The organism is Burkholderia ubonensis subsp. mesacidophila (genome assembly GCF_002097715.1).
GTDB lineage: Bacteria > Pseudomonadota > Gammaproteobacteria > Burkholderiales > Burkholderiaceae > Burkholderia > Burkholderia mesacidophila.
The window spans coordinates 208,028-222,000 of record NZ_CP020738.1 but is presented as its reverse complement, the minus strand read 5'-3'; the positions used below and the strand labels follow the sequence as shown (position 1 = coordinate 222,000).

The 13,973-nt window shown below is 67.6% G+C and carries 15 protein-coding genes; 9 read left to right on the top strand and 6 right to left on the bottom strand.

All coding sequences use genetic code 11. The features are described from left to right. Positions 1-31: 31 nt before the first annotated feature. From B7P44_RS18550 to B7P44_RS18540, 3 genes are all read right to left on the bottom strand, one after another. On the bottom strand, positions 32-688 hold the full coding sequence (locus tag B7P44_RS18550) for a 3-oxoacid CoA-transferase subunit B (RefSeq protein ID WP_084907100.1): 657 nt from the start codon (positions 686-688) through the stop codon (positions 32-34). Between the two features lie 16 nt (positions 689-704). Then, complete coding sequence (locus B7P44_RS18545; protein ID WP_084907098.1) at positions 705-1,421, bottom strand: 3-oxoacid CoA-transferase subunit A; 717 nt, start codon at positions 1,419-1,421, stop codon at positions 705-707. 141 nt (positions 1,422-1,562) lie between these two features. Further along, the gene (locus tag B7P44_RS18540; protein ID WP_084907096.1) at positions 1,563-2,792 is read right to left on the bottom strand and encodes a 4-hydroxybenzoate 3-monooxygenase; all 1,230 of its coding nucleotides are present in this window, start codon (positions 2,790-2,792) and stop codon (positions 1,563-1,565) included. Between the two features lie 165 nt (positions 2,793-2,957). Here B7P44_RS18540 and B7P44_RS18535 point away from each other — a divergent pair, with 165 nt between their 5' ends. From B7P44_RS18535 to B7P44_RS18525, 3 genes are all read left to right on the top strand, one after another. After that, positions 2,958-3,884 carry a LysR family transcriptional regulator gene (locus B7P44_RS18535; RefSeq protein WP_084907095.1) on the top strand — a complete coding sequence of 309 codons (927 nt, stop codon included), beginning with the start codon at positions 2,958-2,960 and terminating at the stop codon, positions 3,882-3,884. Positions 3,885-3,996: 112 nt separating this feature from the next. Next, positions 3,997-4,626, top strand: a complete 630-nt coding sequence (gene folE / locus B7P44_RS18530) for a GTP cyclohydrolase I FolE (RefSeq protein WP_084907093.1) — start codon at positions 3,997-3,999, stop codon at positions 4,624-4,626. After that, positions 4,627-5,430 (top strand): SDR family oxidoreductase, encoded by an 804-nt coding sequence (locus B7P44_RS18525; protein ID WP_084907091.1) that lies wholly within the window; start codon positions 4,627-4,629, stop codon positions 5,428-5,430. Positions 5,431-5,493: 63 nt separating this feature from the next. Here the strand turns inward: B7P44_RS18525 and epsC are convergent, their stop codons facing one another. Both epsC and B7P44_RS18515 read right to left on the bottom strand, forming a co-directional pair. Further along, complete coding sequence (epsC, locus tag B7P44_RS18520; protein WP_084907089.1) at positions 5,494-6,414, bottom strand: serine O-acetyltransferase EpsC; 921 nt, start codon at positions 6,412-6,414, stop codon at positions 5,494-5,496. A 94-nt stretch (positions 6,415-6,508) separates the two neighbouring features. Continuing rightward, entirely contained in the window at positions 6,509-6,742 is a 234-nt protein-coding gene (locus B7P44_RS18515; protein ID WP_010093347.1) for a hypothetical protein, read from the bottom strand. A gap of 280 nt (positions 6,743-7,022) precedes the next feature. Here B7P44_RS18515 and B7P44_RS18510 point away from each other — a divergent pair, with 280 nt between their 5' ends. The 3 genes from B7P44_RS18510 (at position 7,023) to fnr (ending at position 9,368) form a co-directional block, all read left to right on the top strand. Beyond that, positions 7,023-7,433, top strand: coding sequence for a DUF3005 domain-containing protein (locus B7P44_RS18510; protein WP_084907087.1), 411 nt, complete (start codon positions 7,023-7,025; stop codon positions 7,431-7,433). 584 nt (positions 7,434-8,017) lie between these two features. Then, complete coding sequence (locus tag B7P44_RS18505) at positions 8,018-8,485, top strand: universal stress protein (protein WP_084907085.1); 468 nt, start codon at positions 8,018-8,020, stop codon at positions 8,483-8,485. A 136-nt stretch (positions 8,486-8,621) separates the two neighbouring features. After that, entirely contained in the window at positions 8,622-9,368 is a 747-nt protein-coding gene (fnr, locus tag B7P44_RS18500) for a fumarate/nitrate reduction transcriptional regulator Fnr (protein ID WP_084907083.1), read from the top strand. Between the two features lie 42 nt (positions 9,369-9,410). Here the strand turns inward: fnr and B7P44_RS18495 are convergent, their stop codons facing one another. Continuing rightward, positions 9,411-10,304, bottom strand: a complete 894-nt coding sequence (locus B7P44_RS18495; RefSeq protein WP_084907082.1) for a LysR family transcriptional regulator ArgP — start codon at positions 10,302-10,304, stop codon at positions 9,411-9,413. A 101-nt stretch (positions 10,305-10,405) separates the two neighbouring features. Here B7P44_RS18495 and B7P44_RS18490 point away from each other — a divergent pair, with 101 nt between their 5' ends. The 3 genes from B7P44_RS18490 (at position 10,406) to B7P44_RS18480 (ending at position 13,936) form a co-directional block, all read left to right on the top strand. Continuing rightward, the gene (locus B7P44_RS18490) at positions 10,406-11,026 is read left to right on the top strand and encodes a LysE/ArgO family amino acid transporter (protein WP_084907080.1); all 621 of its coding nucleotides are present in this window, start codon (positions 10,406-10,408) and stop codon (positions 11,024-11,026) included. Positions 11,027-11,124: 98 nt separating this feature from the next. After that, positions 11,125-12,042, top strand: coding sequence for a LysR family transcriptional regulator (locus B7P44_RS18485; protein WP_084907078.1), 918 nt, complete (start codon positions 11,125-11,127; stop codon positions 12,040-12,042). A gap of 340 nt (positions 12,043-12,382) precedes the next feature. Then, positions 12,383-13,936 (top strand): DHA2 family efflux MFS transporter permease subunit, encoded by a 1,554-nt coding sequence (locus tag B7P44_RS18480; protein ID WP_084907076.1) that lies wholly within the window; start codon positions 12,383-12,385, stop codon positions 13,934-13,936. Positions 13,937-13,973 lie beyond the last annotated feature (37 nt).

Genomic DNA, 13,973 nt, shown 5'->3' with positions numbered 1-13,973 from the left:
GCGTGCGCGGGCACGCACGCCGGCATCCGGTTCAGGCCGCGGCCTTCTGCGTCGCGTCGATCAGCGGCACGCCGGTCAGCTGCTGCAGCGCGTCGAACGACAGGTCGGTGAAGATCTCCGTCACCGCGAGGCCGTCGCGCGTCACGTCGAGCACGGCGAGATCCGTATAGATGCGGCTCACGCAACGGATGCCCGTGACCGGATACGAGCATTGCGCGACGATCTTGCTCTCGCCCTGCTTCGTCAGGTGCTCCATCATCACGAACACCTGCTTCGCGCCGATCGCGAGGTCCATCGCGCCGCCGACGGCCGGAATCGCGTCGGGTGCGCCGGTATGCCAGTTCGCGAGGTCGCCCGTCGCGGACACCTGGAACGCACCGAGCACGCAGTAGTCGAGATGGCCGCCGCGCATCATCGCGAACGAATCGGCGTGGTGGAAATACGCGCCGCCCGTGAGCAGCGTCACGTGCTGCTTGCCGGCGTTGATCAGCTCGTCGTCTTCGTCACCGGGCGCGGGCGCCGGGCCCATGCCGAGCAGGCCGTTCTCGCTGTGCAGGAAGATTTCCTTGCTCGGGTCGAGGTGGTTGCCCACCAGCGTCGGCACGCCGATGCCGAGGTTCACGTACGCGCCTTCGGGGATGTCCTGGGCGACGCGCTTGGCCATTTCATCGCGGGTCAGTCGTTTCATGTCGGTTTTCCTCGAGTCAGGCGGCTTGGGACGCGGCGCGTTCGGTGGCCAACTCGGCCGCATGCGCGGCCTGGGGCACTTCGACGATGCGCTGCACGAAAATGCCCGGCGTCACGATGTGCTCCGGGTTCAGCCCGCCGAGCGGCACGACTTCCGACACCTGCACGATCGACACCTTCGCGGCGCTCGCCATGATCGGCCCGAAGTTGCGCGCGGTCTTGCGGTACACGAGGTTGCCCCAGCGGTCGCCCTTGTACGCCTTCACGAGCGCGAAATCGGCGTGGATCGGCTTCTCGAACACATAGAGCTTGCCGTCGATCTCGCGCGTTTCCTTGCCTTCGGCGAGCGTCGTGCCGTAGCCGGTCGGCGTGAAGAACCCGCCGATGCCGGCGCCCGCCGCGCGGATGCGCTCGGCGAGGTTGCCTTGCGGCACCAGCTCGAGCTCGATCTCGCCCGCGCGGTACAGCGCGTCGAACACCTGCGAGTCGCTCTGGCGCGGGAACGAGCAGATGATCTTGCGCACCCGCTTCGCGTTCAGCAGCGCGGCGAGACCGGTCTCGCCGTTGCCCGCGTTGTTGTTGACGATCGTCAGGTCGCGCGCGCCCTGCTCGATCAGCGCGTCGATCAGCTCGGACGGCATGCCGGCCGTGCCGAAGCCGCCGATCATGATCGTCGCGCCGTCGTGAACGTCGGCGACCGCCGACTGAAGCGATTCGAAAATCTTGTTGACCATGTCTCTTCCTGATACGTACCCGCGGCACGAGGCGCGGCCTGTCGAGGGAACACGCGCGTCTCGCGTGCCGCGCCGGGCCCGTGTCCGAACCCGGCTTTGTTCGCTAATCGAACCTAGATTCGATTAGCGAACGATGGCCGATCATAGAGTCGCGCACAGCGCGTTGTCAAGGCGGGATGCCCCAGGGGTCTCGTCGTCGAACGGCAGCCCGACGTAGTTCTCCGCGAGCGCCTGCGCGGCGGCCCGGGAACGCGTCACATACTTGAGTTCGGCGAGCTTCAGGCGGTTGACGAACGGCGTGTCGTCCGTGGACGGATGCAGCATGTTCGTCATGAAGTATGAGAAATGCTCGGCGCGCCAGATGCGATCGAGGCAGGTCGCCGAATACGCGTCGAGCAGCGCGGCGTCGCCGTGCCGGTAGTGCGCGCCGAGCGCACGGGCCAGCGCGCGGACGTCGGCCACCGCGAGGTTCATCCCCTTCGCGCCGGTCGGCGGCACGATGTGCGCGGCATCGCCGGCAAGGAAGAGGCGCCCGTACTGCATCGTCTCCGACACGAAGCTGCGCATCGGCGTCACGCTCCTCTGCGTGATCCGGCCCTCGGCCGGCGTCCAGCCCGTGTCGTTCGAGAAGCGCGTGTGCAGCTCGTCCCAGATTCGCGCGTCGGACCATTCGTCGAGGTTCTCGTCCGGCTTGCATTGCAGGTAGAGGCGCGTGACGGCGGGCGAGCGCATCGAGAACAGCGCGAAGCCGCGCTCGTGGTGCGCATAGACGAGTTCGTCGAGCGATGGCGCCGCGTCGGCGAGGATGCCGAGCCACGCGTACGGGTAGACGCGCTCGAACGTGCGCTGCCGCTCGGCGGGAATGGTCTGCCGCGCGATGCCGTGAAAGCCGTCGCAGCCGGCGACGTAGTCGCAGTCGATGCGGTCCGCGCGGCCGTCCGCGTGCTTGAAGGTGACGAACGGCTTGTCGCCGTCGACGTCGTGCAGCGCGACGTCGACGACCTCGAAATGCATCGCGTGCCCATGCGCATCGCCGGCCGCGATCAGGTCGCGCACCACTTCGTGCTGGCTGTAGACGGTGATCGCGCGCCCGCCGGTGAGCCCGGTCAGGTCGATGCGGTGCCGCTGGCCGCCGAACAGCAGCTCGATGCCGTGATGCTCGAGCCCTTCGCGACGCATCCGGTCGCCGAGGCCGGCCGCGTTCAGCGTGTCGACCGTGCCCTGCTCTAGCACGCCGGCGCGAATCCGGTTCTCGCAGTATTCGCGCGAACGCGCCTCGACGAGGATGGAATCGACGCCTTGCAGGCGCAGCAGATGGGAAAGCAGAAGGCCGGACGGACCGGCGCCGATGATCGCGACTTGGGTGCGCATGTTTGTCTCCTTGTCGACCGGAGTTAGCGCTTCAGCGCTTACTCCGGTCCCATGCAAAGCTGAACATTGATTCGAATAGTGAAACGAATTTGAGCGCTTTCCCGACTATGCGGCAACGCGATTCAGGAGATAAGTTGTATACGTTTCGCGAATATTGGTGCCGTGATGGATGCGCTCGATCTGAACCTGATTCCCTACCTCGTCGCGCTCGACGACACGCGCAACGTGAGCCGCGCCGGCGACCGGCTCGGCGTCAGCCAGCCGCGTGTGAGCGCGGCGCTCGGCCGCCTGCGCGAATACTTCGGCGATCCGCTGTTCGTGCGCACGTCGCGCGGGATGGAGCCGACGCCGCGCGCGCTGGCGCTCCTGCCCGCCGCGCGCGACGCGCTCGCGCAGATCGAGCGCGGCCTCGTCGCGCCGCACGACTTCGATCCGGCGGTCAGCACGCATACGTTCTCGATCGCGCTGTCGGACGTCGGCGAGATCGTGTTCCTGCCGAAGCTGCTGCAGGCGCTCGCGACGCGCGCGCCGCATGCGAACCTGCGCTCGGTGTCGCTCGCGCACGACGAAGTCGGGCGCGGTCTCGAAGCCGGCTCGCTCGATCTCGCGGTCGGCTACTTCCCCGATCTCGACGGCAACAACTTCTTCCAGCAGCGGCTCTTCACGCACCGCTTCGTGTGCCTGATGCGACGCGGCCATCCGCTCGAACAGGCGCGGCCGTTCACGGTCGAGCAGTACCTCGCGTGCGGGCATGCGGTGGTGCGCGCGGAAGGACGCAGCCAGGAAGTGCTCGAGAAATATCTCGCGAAACAGCGGATGCATCGGCGCGCGGTGCTCGAGACGCCGCACTTCATGAGCCTGCCGTTCATCCTGAGCCGCACCGACCTGATCGCGACGGTGCCGCACGCGATCGGCTACGCGTATGCGGCCGAGCACGCGTTCATCACGCCCGTCGAGCCGCCGCTCGCGTTGCCGCGCTTCGACCTGAAGCAGCACTGGCATCGCAAGTTTCACAACGATCCGCGCACGGCGTGGCTGCGCGGCGTCGTCGCGTCGCTGTTCAACGACGAGCAGGACGAGTGGCCGAAGTGAACCGGCAACGCATGGCGACACATGGCGGCCGCGCGACGCACGACCGCCGAAAGCATGAAACAATGCTCCCCATCGCGCCGCCGCAGGCGGCCGTACTCGATGGAGCGAATACATGGGTAAAAAATCCTCGCGGCCCGAACCGGCCGCGTCCCGGCCGAGCCGTTCGGAGGCCGAGGAAGCCGTCCGCGTGCTGCTGCGCTGGGCCGGCGACGATCCGGCGCGCGAAGGCCTCGTCGACACGCCGGCGCGCGTCGTGCGCGCGTACGAGGAGTTCTTCTCCGGCTATGGGCACGAACCGCGCGACATCCTCGCGCGCACGTTCAGCGAGGTCGACGGCTACGACGAGATGATCGTGCTGAAGGACATCCGCTTCGAAAGCTACTGCGAGCACCACATGGTGCCGATCATCGGCCGCGCGCACGTCGCGTACCTGCCGAACCACCGCGTCGTCGGCATCTCGAAGCTCGCGCGGCTCGTCGATGCGTTCGCGAAGCGTCTGCAGATCCAGGAAAAGATGACCGTGCAGATCGCCGACACGCTGTTCGACGTGCTGCAGCCGAAGGGCGTCGGCGTGATTCTCGAAGCCGCGCACCAGTGCATCTCGACGCGCGGCATCCACAAGCCGGGCGTCGAGATGGTCACGTCGCGCATGCTCGGCACGTTCCGCACCGATCCGTCGACGCGGCGCGAATTCCTGTCGATCGTCGCGAATCCTTCTTCAGTGAACCTGACGAATACGTAAATGGAGCCTACGAAGCAGACGGCGGATGCGCCCGTGGTGCTCGTGACCGGCGCAGCGCGCCGGGCAGGGCGCGCATTCGCCGAGTATTTCGCCGCGCAGGGCTATCGCACCGCGATCCACTTCGACCGCTCGGCCGACGCCGCGCACGCGGCGGCCGACGCGATTGCCGAACGCGGCCCGGACTCGGTGGCGCTGCAGGCGGACCTGTCGGACGCCGCGCAGGTGGCCGCGCTGATCGACGCCGTCTATGCGCGCTTCGGCCGCCTCGACGTGCTGGTCAACAACGCGTCGGTGTTCTGGCAGGACCACTTCCCGAGCTTCGACCTCGCCGCGCTCGACCAGGCGTGGGCCGTCAATTGCCGCGCGCCGATCCTGCTCACGCGCGCGTTCTACGAGCGCGCGCGCGCGGCGGGCGCGCAGGGCGTCGTCGTAAACGTGGTCGACCAGAAGATCAAGGAGAACTTCCATCGCGACCACTTCAGCTACACGGTCGCGAAGGCGGCGCTCGGCAACCTGACGCAGATGCTCGCGCTGTCGGCATCGCCGGTGCTGCGCGTGAACGCGGTGTTTCCGGGCCTGATGCTGCCGAGCGACGACCAGACCCAGGCGGACTTCGAACACGCGAGCCGCGCGTCGACGCCGCTCGCGCGCATCGCGGGGCCGAACGACGTCGCGCGCGCGATCCTGCTGCTGACCGGCGCGGCGTACAACGGCGTGGATTTCGTCGTCGATGCGGGACAGAACCTGATCCGCGTCGATCAGGACGTGCTGTACAAGCACCGTTCGCCGGCGGGCAAGCGCTGACGCGCACGCGTGGCGCGCCGTAGCCACGTCAATGCGACCGTCACGCGCGGGCCGGCGCCGCCGTTACGGCTTCTCCGCGCGGTCGCCCTCGCGCGCCTTGCTCTGCGCGACGCTCGTGCCCGGCGGCACGCTGTGCGTGAGCCACACGTTGCCGCCGATCACCGAGCCGCGGCCGATCGTCACGCGGCCGAGAATCGTCGCGCCCGCGTAGATCACCACGTCGTCCTCGACGATCGGGTGGCGCGCATTGCCCTTGACGAGCGCGCCGTCGCCGTCGGCCGGGAAGCTCTTCGCGCCGAGCGTGACGGCCTGGTACACGCGCACGCGCTCGCCGATGATCGCCGTTTCGCCGATCACGACGCCGGTGCCGTGGTCGATGAAGAAGCTCGGCCCGATCTGCGCGCCGGGGTGGATGTCGATGCCGGTGGCCGAATGCGCGATTTCATTGATGAAACGTGCGAGCAGCGGCACGCCGAGACGATGCAGCGCATGCGCGAGCCGGTGATGCATCATCGCCAGCACGCCGGGGTAGCACAGCAGGATTTCCGTGATGTGCTGCGCGGCCGGATCGCCCGCATACGCAGCCTGGATGTCGCTGACGAGCAGCGCGCGGATCGCCGGCAGTTGCTTCCCGAACTTGCGCGCGATATCGAACGCGCGTTCGTCGAGTTCCGCGGCCGGCGTATCCGCCTGCTCGGGCAGGAACGGCAGCGCGCGGCGGATCTGCTCGGACAGCACGCGCAACGTGCTCTCCAGCGTATGGCCGACGTAATAGTCGACGGTCTCGTCGGTCAGGTCCGGCGCGCCGTAATGCGTCGGGAACATCGACGCGCGCAGGCCGGTCACGATCTTGCAGATCGCGTCGCGGGACGGGAGTTCACGAATGCCGCGCGGATGGCGCGTACGATGCAGTTCCTCGCGCGACTCGCGCAAACCGGCGACGATCTCTTCGAGGCCCCACTGACGGACAGGCGATTTCGACATATGCAAAAAGCGGGCAGCCGGCGCTGCGCGCGCGGCCGCAAATAAAAGTGACGGGTCTGCCAAGATTACCGCGTTTTTCAGCCGGGGGCCGGCGTCAGATCGTGACGCTGCTCGCGTCGATCCAGCGCACCGCCCAGTCGCGCGCGTGCGCGATCGCGGCGTCCGCGTCGTTGAACTGGAGTTCCGACGGAAAGAAACGATTGGCGACGAGCTCCCCGTCGCTCGATCGCGAGATCACGACATAGGGCTTGAACGAACCGTCGCCGGCGCGCGCCGGCGCGCAGTTCAACAGGTAACCGCGATGCGTGAAGGCAGTAGTCGCTTGCATGAGTCCGCCACCTCAAGTCCCTTGCTTTCTTTTGTTCACTGCCCGTCCGTCAGGGCGTTGCGGCGCCCTGGTCGGGGCGGAAGCGGCCATGCTGCATCCCCTGTCGCCGCTTCGTCGGAAAAGAATCATACTCTGTAGAAAACGCATCTTCTAGCTGAAATAAATCATGACAAATCAGCGCGCGCAGCACGGCCGCGGCGACCGCGCGCGCGCCTTTTCCCGTCGCGTCCGGAACGGGACTTGCTACGATCCGGAGAGAATCGCCGCCAGGAGATCCGCGATGCAATCGTCTGCACAAATGCGTTCCACGCATCCGCGCAGCATCGAGTTGTACAACGACGATGCGCACGACAGCACCGTCGACACGGACGGCAAGAATCGCGAAGCGGCACGCCTCGCGCGGGGCGAGCCGATGTCGCCCGACCAGGTCACGACGAGCAATGCGTCGCTCGACAACGCGATGCCCGAATCCGGCGACGGCCTCGCGGGCTACGACAGCCGGCCGGGCGGCAATCATCCGGCGCTTGCGCTGCGCGCGGGCTACGTGATGATCGAAAAGGGCTTCGATGCGCCGCAGCCGATCGACGCAGAGGTCGTGAACCCGGTGCGCCGGATGCGGGGGCGCGAGCACTGGCCGGGCCACGCGCGCCGGCCGGAACGGGTGATCGAGCTGAAGGCGGCGCCGCGCTAGCCGCGGCGTTTGAAGCAAGCGTTTGCGCGGCGGTTGCCGCGCGCGTCGCGACGTCGGCTCGCCGTGAAACGACACGCACCATCTTGGCGCGCGGCGACCTGCACACGCTTGCGACAGCGTCCGCGGCAGCAGGCATTCCAGCTGCTCGAGCGGCCGCACCGGACGGTCGGTCCATCCCCATCGCGACGCCCGGACGCCGGAAGCTGCGACGTCCTGTCGCGCCTTCACGCGCTCCGCCATCACCGGCGCCCGAGCCGCCGCTTTCCTACCATGTCCATGCCGCATCCGGCATGTCGCCGAGCGTACCCAACGTGCACATCGTTTGATCGACGTCAGGTCGCGTGACGTCGTTTGCGCTTCAATGGCGAAGCCCGCGCATCGCCGATCCGACGATCGTTGCGCAGGCACCCAACACCGACGTGCGTATCGTCCTGCGAAGCAATCGAGCGCGGCGTTGCCGGCGGCGTGCTGCACGACCTGACGGCACTGCAAGGTCGCCGCCATTCGTTTAATCTGCGTCGCAGCAGCGCGCCGTGCAACCGGCCTCCGGCCGGTTCCTTTTCAACCCGCATCTCGGAGAAGCCATGTACAAGCGTATTCTGGTTGCCGTCGACGGCAGCGATACCTCCCGCCACGCGTTCGATGCCGCGCTTGCGCTCGCGCAAGCGCACGGCGCGCAGCTGCAGCCGTATTACGTCGTCGAGAACGCCGCGATCTACTACAACGTGCCCGGCTACGATCCTTCCGTGCTGCGCGACCAGCTCGTCGAGCAGGGCAACGAACTCGCGAAGGAATACACGCAGCGGATGCAGGCCGCCGACGTGAAGGGCGAAGCCCGGTTCGGCGAAGCGACGTCGATCGCGGACGTGTCGTCGCTGATCCTCGAAGGCGCGACCGCGTTCGGCGCCGACCTGCTCGTGCTCGGCACGCATGGCCGCCGCGGCTTCCGCCGGCTCGTGCTCGGCAGCATCGCCGAGCAATGCGTGCGGCACGCGACGCTGCCCGTGCTGCTGATTCCCGCCGCCGCGCACGCCGGCGAACAGCCGAACTGAACCCCGTCCGGCGCGCGCCACGGACGCCGTCGCGCCGCCGGTCATGCCTACAACGAATCGCGACGTTTTGTCACCCGACCGCCCCAACTTGCGGTGGGACAATGATTCCGTCGATTCAACGCCGGAGAAACCGATCATGTTGACGCCCGTCGCCCCACGCCACGCCACCACGACTCACGCCGCCAGCTGGGCGCCTCGCCAGGCTGCGCACTGCTCGTCGTGCGCGATGCGGCACCTGTGCATGCCGCAGGGCCTGGCGCCCGAAGCGCTCAGCCGCCTCGAGACGGTCATCTGCGCCGCGCGCGCGGTCAAGCGCGGCGAAGCGCTGTTCCGCGAAGGCGACGCCTTCGACAACCTGTATGCGGTGCGCTCGGGTTCACTGAAGACCGTCGCGACGCGTCACGACGGCCGCGAGCAAGTCACCGGCCTGCACCTCGCGGGCGAAGCGCTCGGCCTCGACGGCATCTGCGACGACACGCACCCGCGCACCGCGGTCGCGCTCGAAGACAGCTCGGTCTGCGTGATTCCGTACAGCGCGCTCAAGTCGCTGTGCTCCGAGGCCGGCTCGATGCAGCTGCGCATGCACAAGCTGATGAGCGAGCAGATCGTGCGCGAAACGTCGCAGACGATGCTGCTCGGTTCGCTGAACGCCGAGGAGCGGGTGGCCGCGTTCCTGCTCGACGTGTCGTCGCGCTACCTGAAGCGCGGCTATTCGCCGACGGAATTCAACCTGCGGATGACCCGCGAGGACATCGGCAGCTATCTCGGCATGACGCTCGAAACGGTCAGCCGCACGCTGTCGAAATTCCAGAAGCGCGGCCTGATCGAAATGCACGGCCGCCTCGTGCACATCGTCGACTTCGACGGCCTGCGCCACGTCTGACGCCGAACCCGGCCGCGCGCACCGCGTGCGGCCGCTCGCGCGTCAATCGAGAAACAGCGCGGCCCGCGCCTTGAGCGCCGCGCTGAAATCGTCGAGCCAGCCGATCGACAGGCGCCAGCTCTGCCAGTACAGCTCGATGTCGACGGTGCGTCCCGCCGACATCTCGACCAGCTCCCCCGCCGCCAGCTGACGCTCGATCATCCGGTCCGGACACATCCCCCATCCCAGCCCCGTTTCGCACGCGCGCAGATAGCCTGCGACATGCGGTATCCAGTGCTGCGGCGGATCGAGATCCGCGCGCGTCACGCGCCGGATGAAGCGCGCCTGCAAGCCGTCCTTGGGATTGAACATCACGCACGGCGCGCGGCGCAGCGCATCGCGATTGATCCCGTCGCTGAAATAGCGCGCATGAAACTCGGGCGAACACACGGCGTGATAGCGGATGCGCCCGAGCCGCGTCGAGCGGCAGCCCTGGATCGGCTCGGCCTGCGCGGTCACCGCGCCCTGCACGCTGCCGTCGCGGATGCGCGACGCCGTATGGTCCTGATCGTCGATCACGAGATCGAGCAGCGTCTCGCGCTCCGCGCAGAACGGCGCCACCGCGTCGATGAACCACGTCGCGACGCTGTCGTCGTTCACCGCGACCCGCAACGTCGGCCAGTCGGCCGCGAGCGCGCCCGGCAACGCGGGCATCCGCCCGGACAACTCCGCTTCGAGCAGCTGCACGCGCTCGGTATGGCGGCACAGCAGCGCGCCGGAGGTGGTCGCGACGCACGGCTGCCCGCGCTTCACGATCACGCTGCCGACGCGCTCCTCGAGCAGTTTCACGCGCTGCGACACCGCCGACGGCGTGACGTTCAGCTCCTTCGCCGCCCGTTCGAACGAGCCGTGCCGGATCACCGCCGCGAGCGCGTCGAGCAATGCATAGTCGAGCATCAGAATTCCTTAATCGACATTAGCTGAATTAGCTTTTCTTAGCCGGCCAGCTCCCGCAGACTAGCGTCACTCGAATCTTTCGTCTACTGCTGTCATCCACCATGAACTGGCTCGCTTTTTCCCATGGCGCGGCGCTGTGCGCGTCGCTCATCGTCACCATCGGCGCGCAGAACGCGTTCGTGCTCCGTCAGGGCATCATGCGCGCGCACGTCGGCAAGATCGTGCTGCTGTGCGCGCTGTCCGACATGATCCTGATCGGCGCGGGCGTCGGCGGCGCGTCGGTGCTCGTCGAACGCTATCCGACGTTCGTCCACGCGGTGCTGTACGTCGGGCTCGCCTATCTCGCGTGGTTCGGCCTCAATGCATTGCGGCGCGCGATCAAGCCGGGGCACGCGACGCTCGACGTGCGCGAGGACGGCGTCGCGCCGCCGCCGCAGAGCGCGCTCGCGGTCGTGCTGATGACGCTCGCATTCACGTGGCTCAACCCGCACGTCTATCTCGACACGTTCCTGCTGATCGGCACGGCCGGCGCGCGCGAGCCGGAAGGCGCGCGGCTCGCGTTCGCGATCGGCGCGATGACGGTCAGCGTCGTGTGGTTCCTCGGTCTGGGGTACGGTGCGCGGCTGCTCGCGCCGTGGTTCCGGAAGGCGGTCGCGTGGCGCATGCTCGACGGCGCGATCGGCAGCATGGTGCTGTTGCTGGCGGCGGTGCAGCTGCGGTGACGCGAACGGCAGCGCCGACAAGAAACGGTAATATTCGTGCAAGCCGACCCGCAGCGCCGGGACGACACTTTTCACGACGCCCTTCTCTACGGTCTGCAATGGAGTACATCGATAGCTTACGGATCTTCTGCTCGGTCGTCGAAGCGCGCAGCTTCAGGCGTGCGGCGGATATCCTCGGACTTTCCGCGCCGGTGGTGTCGCGCGCGATCGCCGGGCTCGAGAAGCGGCTCGGCATCCGGCTGTTCAATCGCACGACGCGCCAGATCTCGCTGACGGAAGCCGCCGAACAGTTCTACGAAGGGTGCATGCGCGTGCTCGCCGATCTCGACGCGCTCGAGGAAGGCGCATCGATGCTGGCGCGCGAGCCGACCGGCGTGCTGCGCGTGATCGCGCACGCAACCGCCGCGACGAGCCGCATCACGCCGCTGCTGGCGAGCTTCAAGCGCAAGCACCCGAAGATCGACATCGACGTGACGCTGGCCGAGCGCCCGGTCGATCTCGTCGCGGAAGGCTTCGACGTGGGCCTGCTGCTGCCGTTCATGCTGACGTCCGACACGGTCGTCACGCGGCTCGTCGAGCGCATTCCGTTTACGCTCGTCGCATCGCCCGACTATCTGAAACAGCACGCGACGCCGCAGGATCCTGCCGACCTCGATGCGCACGTGTTCGTCGCGATATCGCCGTCGATCCGCAAGGCCGAGCTGACGTTCCGCATCGGCGAAGACGACGTGACCGTGCCGTTTCGCTACGAGATCGCGTCGAACAACGCCGTCTTCAACCTCGGCATGGTGCTGCAGGGCTTCGGCCTCGGCCTGCTGCCGAGCCCGCTGGTCCAGGACGATCTGGCGTCCGGCCGGCTCGTCCGCGTGCTCGAGTCGTTCCGGATCGTCGACGCCGCGACCGAGCTGCGTCTCGCGTACAGTTCGCGCACGCTGCTGCCCGCCAAGGTGCGGGCGTTCATCGACCATGCCGTCGCATTCTTCGACGCGCTGACGCCCCATTCGCCGCCCGCGTGACGGCGCTCGCCGCCCGTTCACGTCATCCGGGTGCGGCCGCCGCACCGTGCCGCTCCGGAACGATTCTTGCAAGTTTCGTTATTGATTGATGTCGGCGCCGACATTGATGGCGCGCGAGCGCGTCACTAGTCTGTGCGGATGTCCGAACACGGTGACGATGGCCATGCGCCGAAGCCGGCTGCATGACATCGCCCCCAGCGCCACGCACGCCGCCTGCCGCGCGCGGGCGCGACGTTCAAGCCGCCCCGCTCCGCACCCCGCCGCACACCGCACGCAAGCACGCGAAACCGGCCGCCCGCCGCCCGCGTGACATCACACGATCCCGAGAAACCAGGCCAACATGTCTCCCCATTCCACTCCGCGTCCGCTGACGGGCGGCAAGCTGGCGCTCGGCACGCTGGCGGTTTCGCTGGCCATGTTCATGAACGTGCTGGACTCGTCGATCGCGAACGTCGCGATTCCGACGATCTCCGGCGACCTCGGCGTCTCCGTCGACGAAGGCACCTGGGTCATCACGATCTTCGCGGCCGCAAACGCGGTGTCGATCCCGCTGACCGGCTGGCTGACGCAGCGCTTCGGCCAGGTGCGCCTGTTCGTCACATCCATCCTGCTGTTCGTGATCGCGTCGTGGATGTGCGGGATCGCGCCGAACCTGCCGACGCTGCTCGCCGCACGGATCCTGCAAGGCGTGGTCGCCGGGCCGCTCGCGCCGCTGTCGCAGGCGCTGCTGCTCGGCGCGTGGCCGAAGCAGAAATCGTCGAGCGCGCTCGCGCTATGGTCGATGACGGCGCTCGTCGGCCCGATCGCCGGGCCGTCGCTCGGCGGCTGGATCACCTACGACTACAACTGGTCGTGGATCTTCTACATCAACATCCCGGTCGGCATCTTCGCGGCCGCCGTCACCTGGGCCGTGTTCCGCGATCGCGAATCGGCGACGCGCCGCCTGCCGATCGATACGGTCGGCCTCGTGCTGCTGGTCGTCTGGGTCGCGTCGCTGCAGATCATGCTCGACAAGGGCAAGGACCTCGACTGGTTCAACTCGCCCGTGATCGTCGCGCTCGGCATCGTCGCGCTGATCGGCTTCGCGTTCTTCCTCGTCTGGGAGCTGACCGAACAGAATCCGGTCGTCGACATCCGGCTGTTCACGCAACGCAACTTCGCGGGCGGCACGATCGCGATCTCGGTCGCATACGGGATGTTCTTCGGCACGCTCGTGCTGCTGCCGCAATGGATGCAGGGCTATCTCGGCTACCGGGCGGTCGATTCCGGGCTCACGACCGCGCCGCTCGGCCTGTTCGCCGTGGTGCTCACGCCGATCATGGGCCGCATCCTGCCGCGCACCGATCCGCGCTATATCGCGACGCTGGCCTTCATCGGCTTCGCGGTCGTGTTCATGATGCGCACGCAGTTCTATACCGACGTGTCGCGCTGGGACCTCGTGCTGCCGACGCTGCTGCAAGGGATTCCAATGGCGATGTTCTTCGTGCCGCTGACGTCGATCATCCTGTCCGGCCTGCCGCCGGAGAAGATTCCGGCGGCGGCGGGCCTGTCCAATTTCGGCCGGACGTTCTGCGGCGCGGTCGGCACGTCGGTGATCGGCAACGCATGGAACGACCGGACCATCCTGCATCACGTGCGGCTCAGCGAGCAGGCGAGCGTCGGCAATCCGGCGTTCGCGCAGCAGATCGACGCGACGCGCTCGATGCTGCACCTGAACCTGGACTCGGCGCACGCGCTGTTCAACGCCTCGGTCGACGCGCAGGCGGCCGTGATGGGGCTGAACGACATCTTCTACATTTCGGCGGTCGTCTTCATCGCGATCATCCCGCTGATCTGGATCACGAAGCCGTCGAAGGCGGCGGGTGGCGCCGACGCGGCGGCCGGCGCGCACTGACGTTCGGCGGCCGTTTCCGGGAGGGCGGCGGGCCTTC

What these genes read in the sequence shown, in the direction of transcription:
- fnr (WP_084907083.1), top strand. Translation starts at nt 8,622, where the DNA reads ATGTTGACGCCCGTCGCCCCACGCCACGCCACCACGACTCACGCCGCC.
- B7P44_RS18545 (WP_084907098.1), bottom strand. Translation starts at nt 1,421, where the DNA reads ATGGTCAACAAGATTTTCGAATCGCTTCAGTCGGCGGTCGCCGACGTT.
- B7P44_RS18540 (WP_084907096.1), bottom strand. Translation starts at nt 2,792, where the DNA reads ATGCGCACCCAAGTCGCGATCATCGGCGCCGGTCCGTCCGGCCTTCTG.
- B7P44_RS18505 (WP_084907085.1), top strand. Translation starts at nt 8,018, where the DNA reads ATGTACAAGCGTATTCTGGTTGCCGTCGACGGCAGCGATACCTCCCGC.
- B7P44_RS18485 (WP_084907078.1), top strand. Translation starts at nt 11,125, where the DNA reads ATGGAGTACATCGATAGCTTACGGATCTTCTGCTCGGTCGTCGAAGCG.
- B7P44_RS18535 (WP_084907095.1), top strand. Translation starts at nt 2,958, where the DNA reads ATGGATGCGCTCGATCTGAACCTGATTCCCTACCTCGTCGCGCTCGAC.
- folE (WP_084907093.1), top strand. Translation starts at nt 3,997, where the DNA reads ATGGGTAAAAAATCCTCGCGGCCCGAACCGGCCGCGTCCCGGCCGAGC.
- B7P44_RS18495 (WP_084907082.1), bottom strand. Translation starts at nt 10,304, where the DNA reads ATGCTCGACTATGCATTGCTCGACGCGCTCGCGGCGGTGATCCGGCAC.
- epsC (WP_084907089.1), bottom strand. Translation starts at nt 6,414, where the DNA reads ATGTCGAAATCGCCTGTCCGTCAGTGGGGCCTCGAAGAGATCGTCGCC.
- B7P44_RS18515 (WP_010093347.1), bottom strand. Translation starts at nt 6,742, where the DNA reads ATGCAAGCGACTACTGCCTTCACGCATCGCGGTTACCTGTTGAACTGC.
- B7P44_RS18490 (WP_084907080.1), top strand. Translation starts at nt 10,406, where the DNA reads ATGAACTGGCTCGCTTTTTCCCATGGCGCGGCGCTGTGCGCGTCGCTC.
- B7P44_RS18525 (WP_084907091.1), top strand. Translation starts at nt 4,627, where the DNA reads ATGGAGCCTACGAAGCAGACGGCGGATGCGCCCGTGGTGCTCGTGACC.
- B7P44_RS18480 (WP_084907076.1), top strand. Translation starts at nt 12,383, where the DNA reads ATGTCTCCCCATTCCACTCCGCGTCCGCTGACGGGCGGCAAGCTGGCG.
- B7P44_RS18510 (WP_084907087.1), top strand. Translation starts at nt 7,023, where the DNA reads ATGCAATCGTCTGCACAAATGCGTTCCACGCATCCGCGCAGCATCGAG.
- B7P44_RS18550 (WP_084907100.1), bottom strand. Translation starts at nt 688, where the DNA reads ATGAAACGACTGACCCGCGATGAAATGGCCAAGCGCGTCGCCCAGGAC.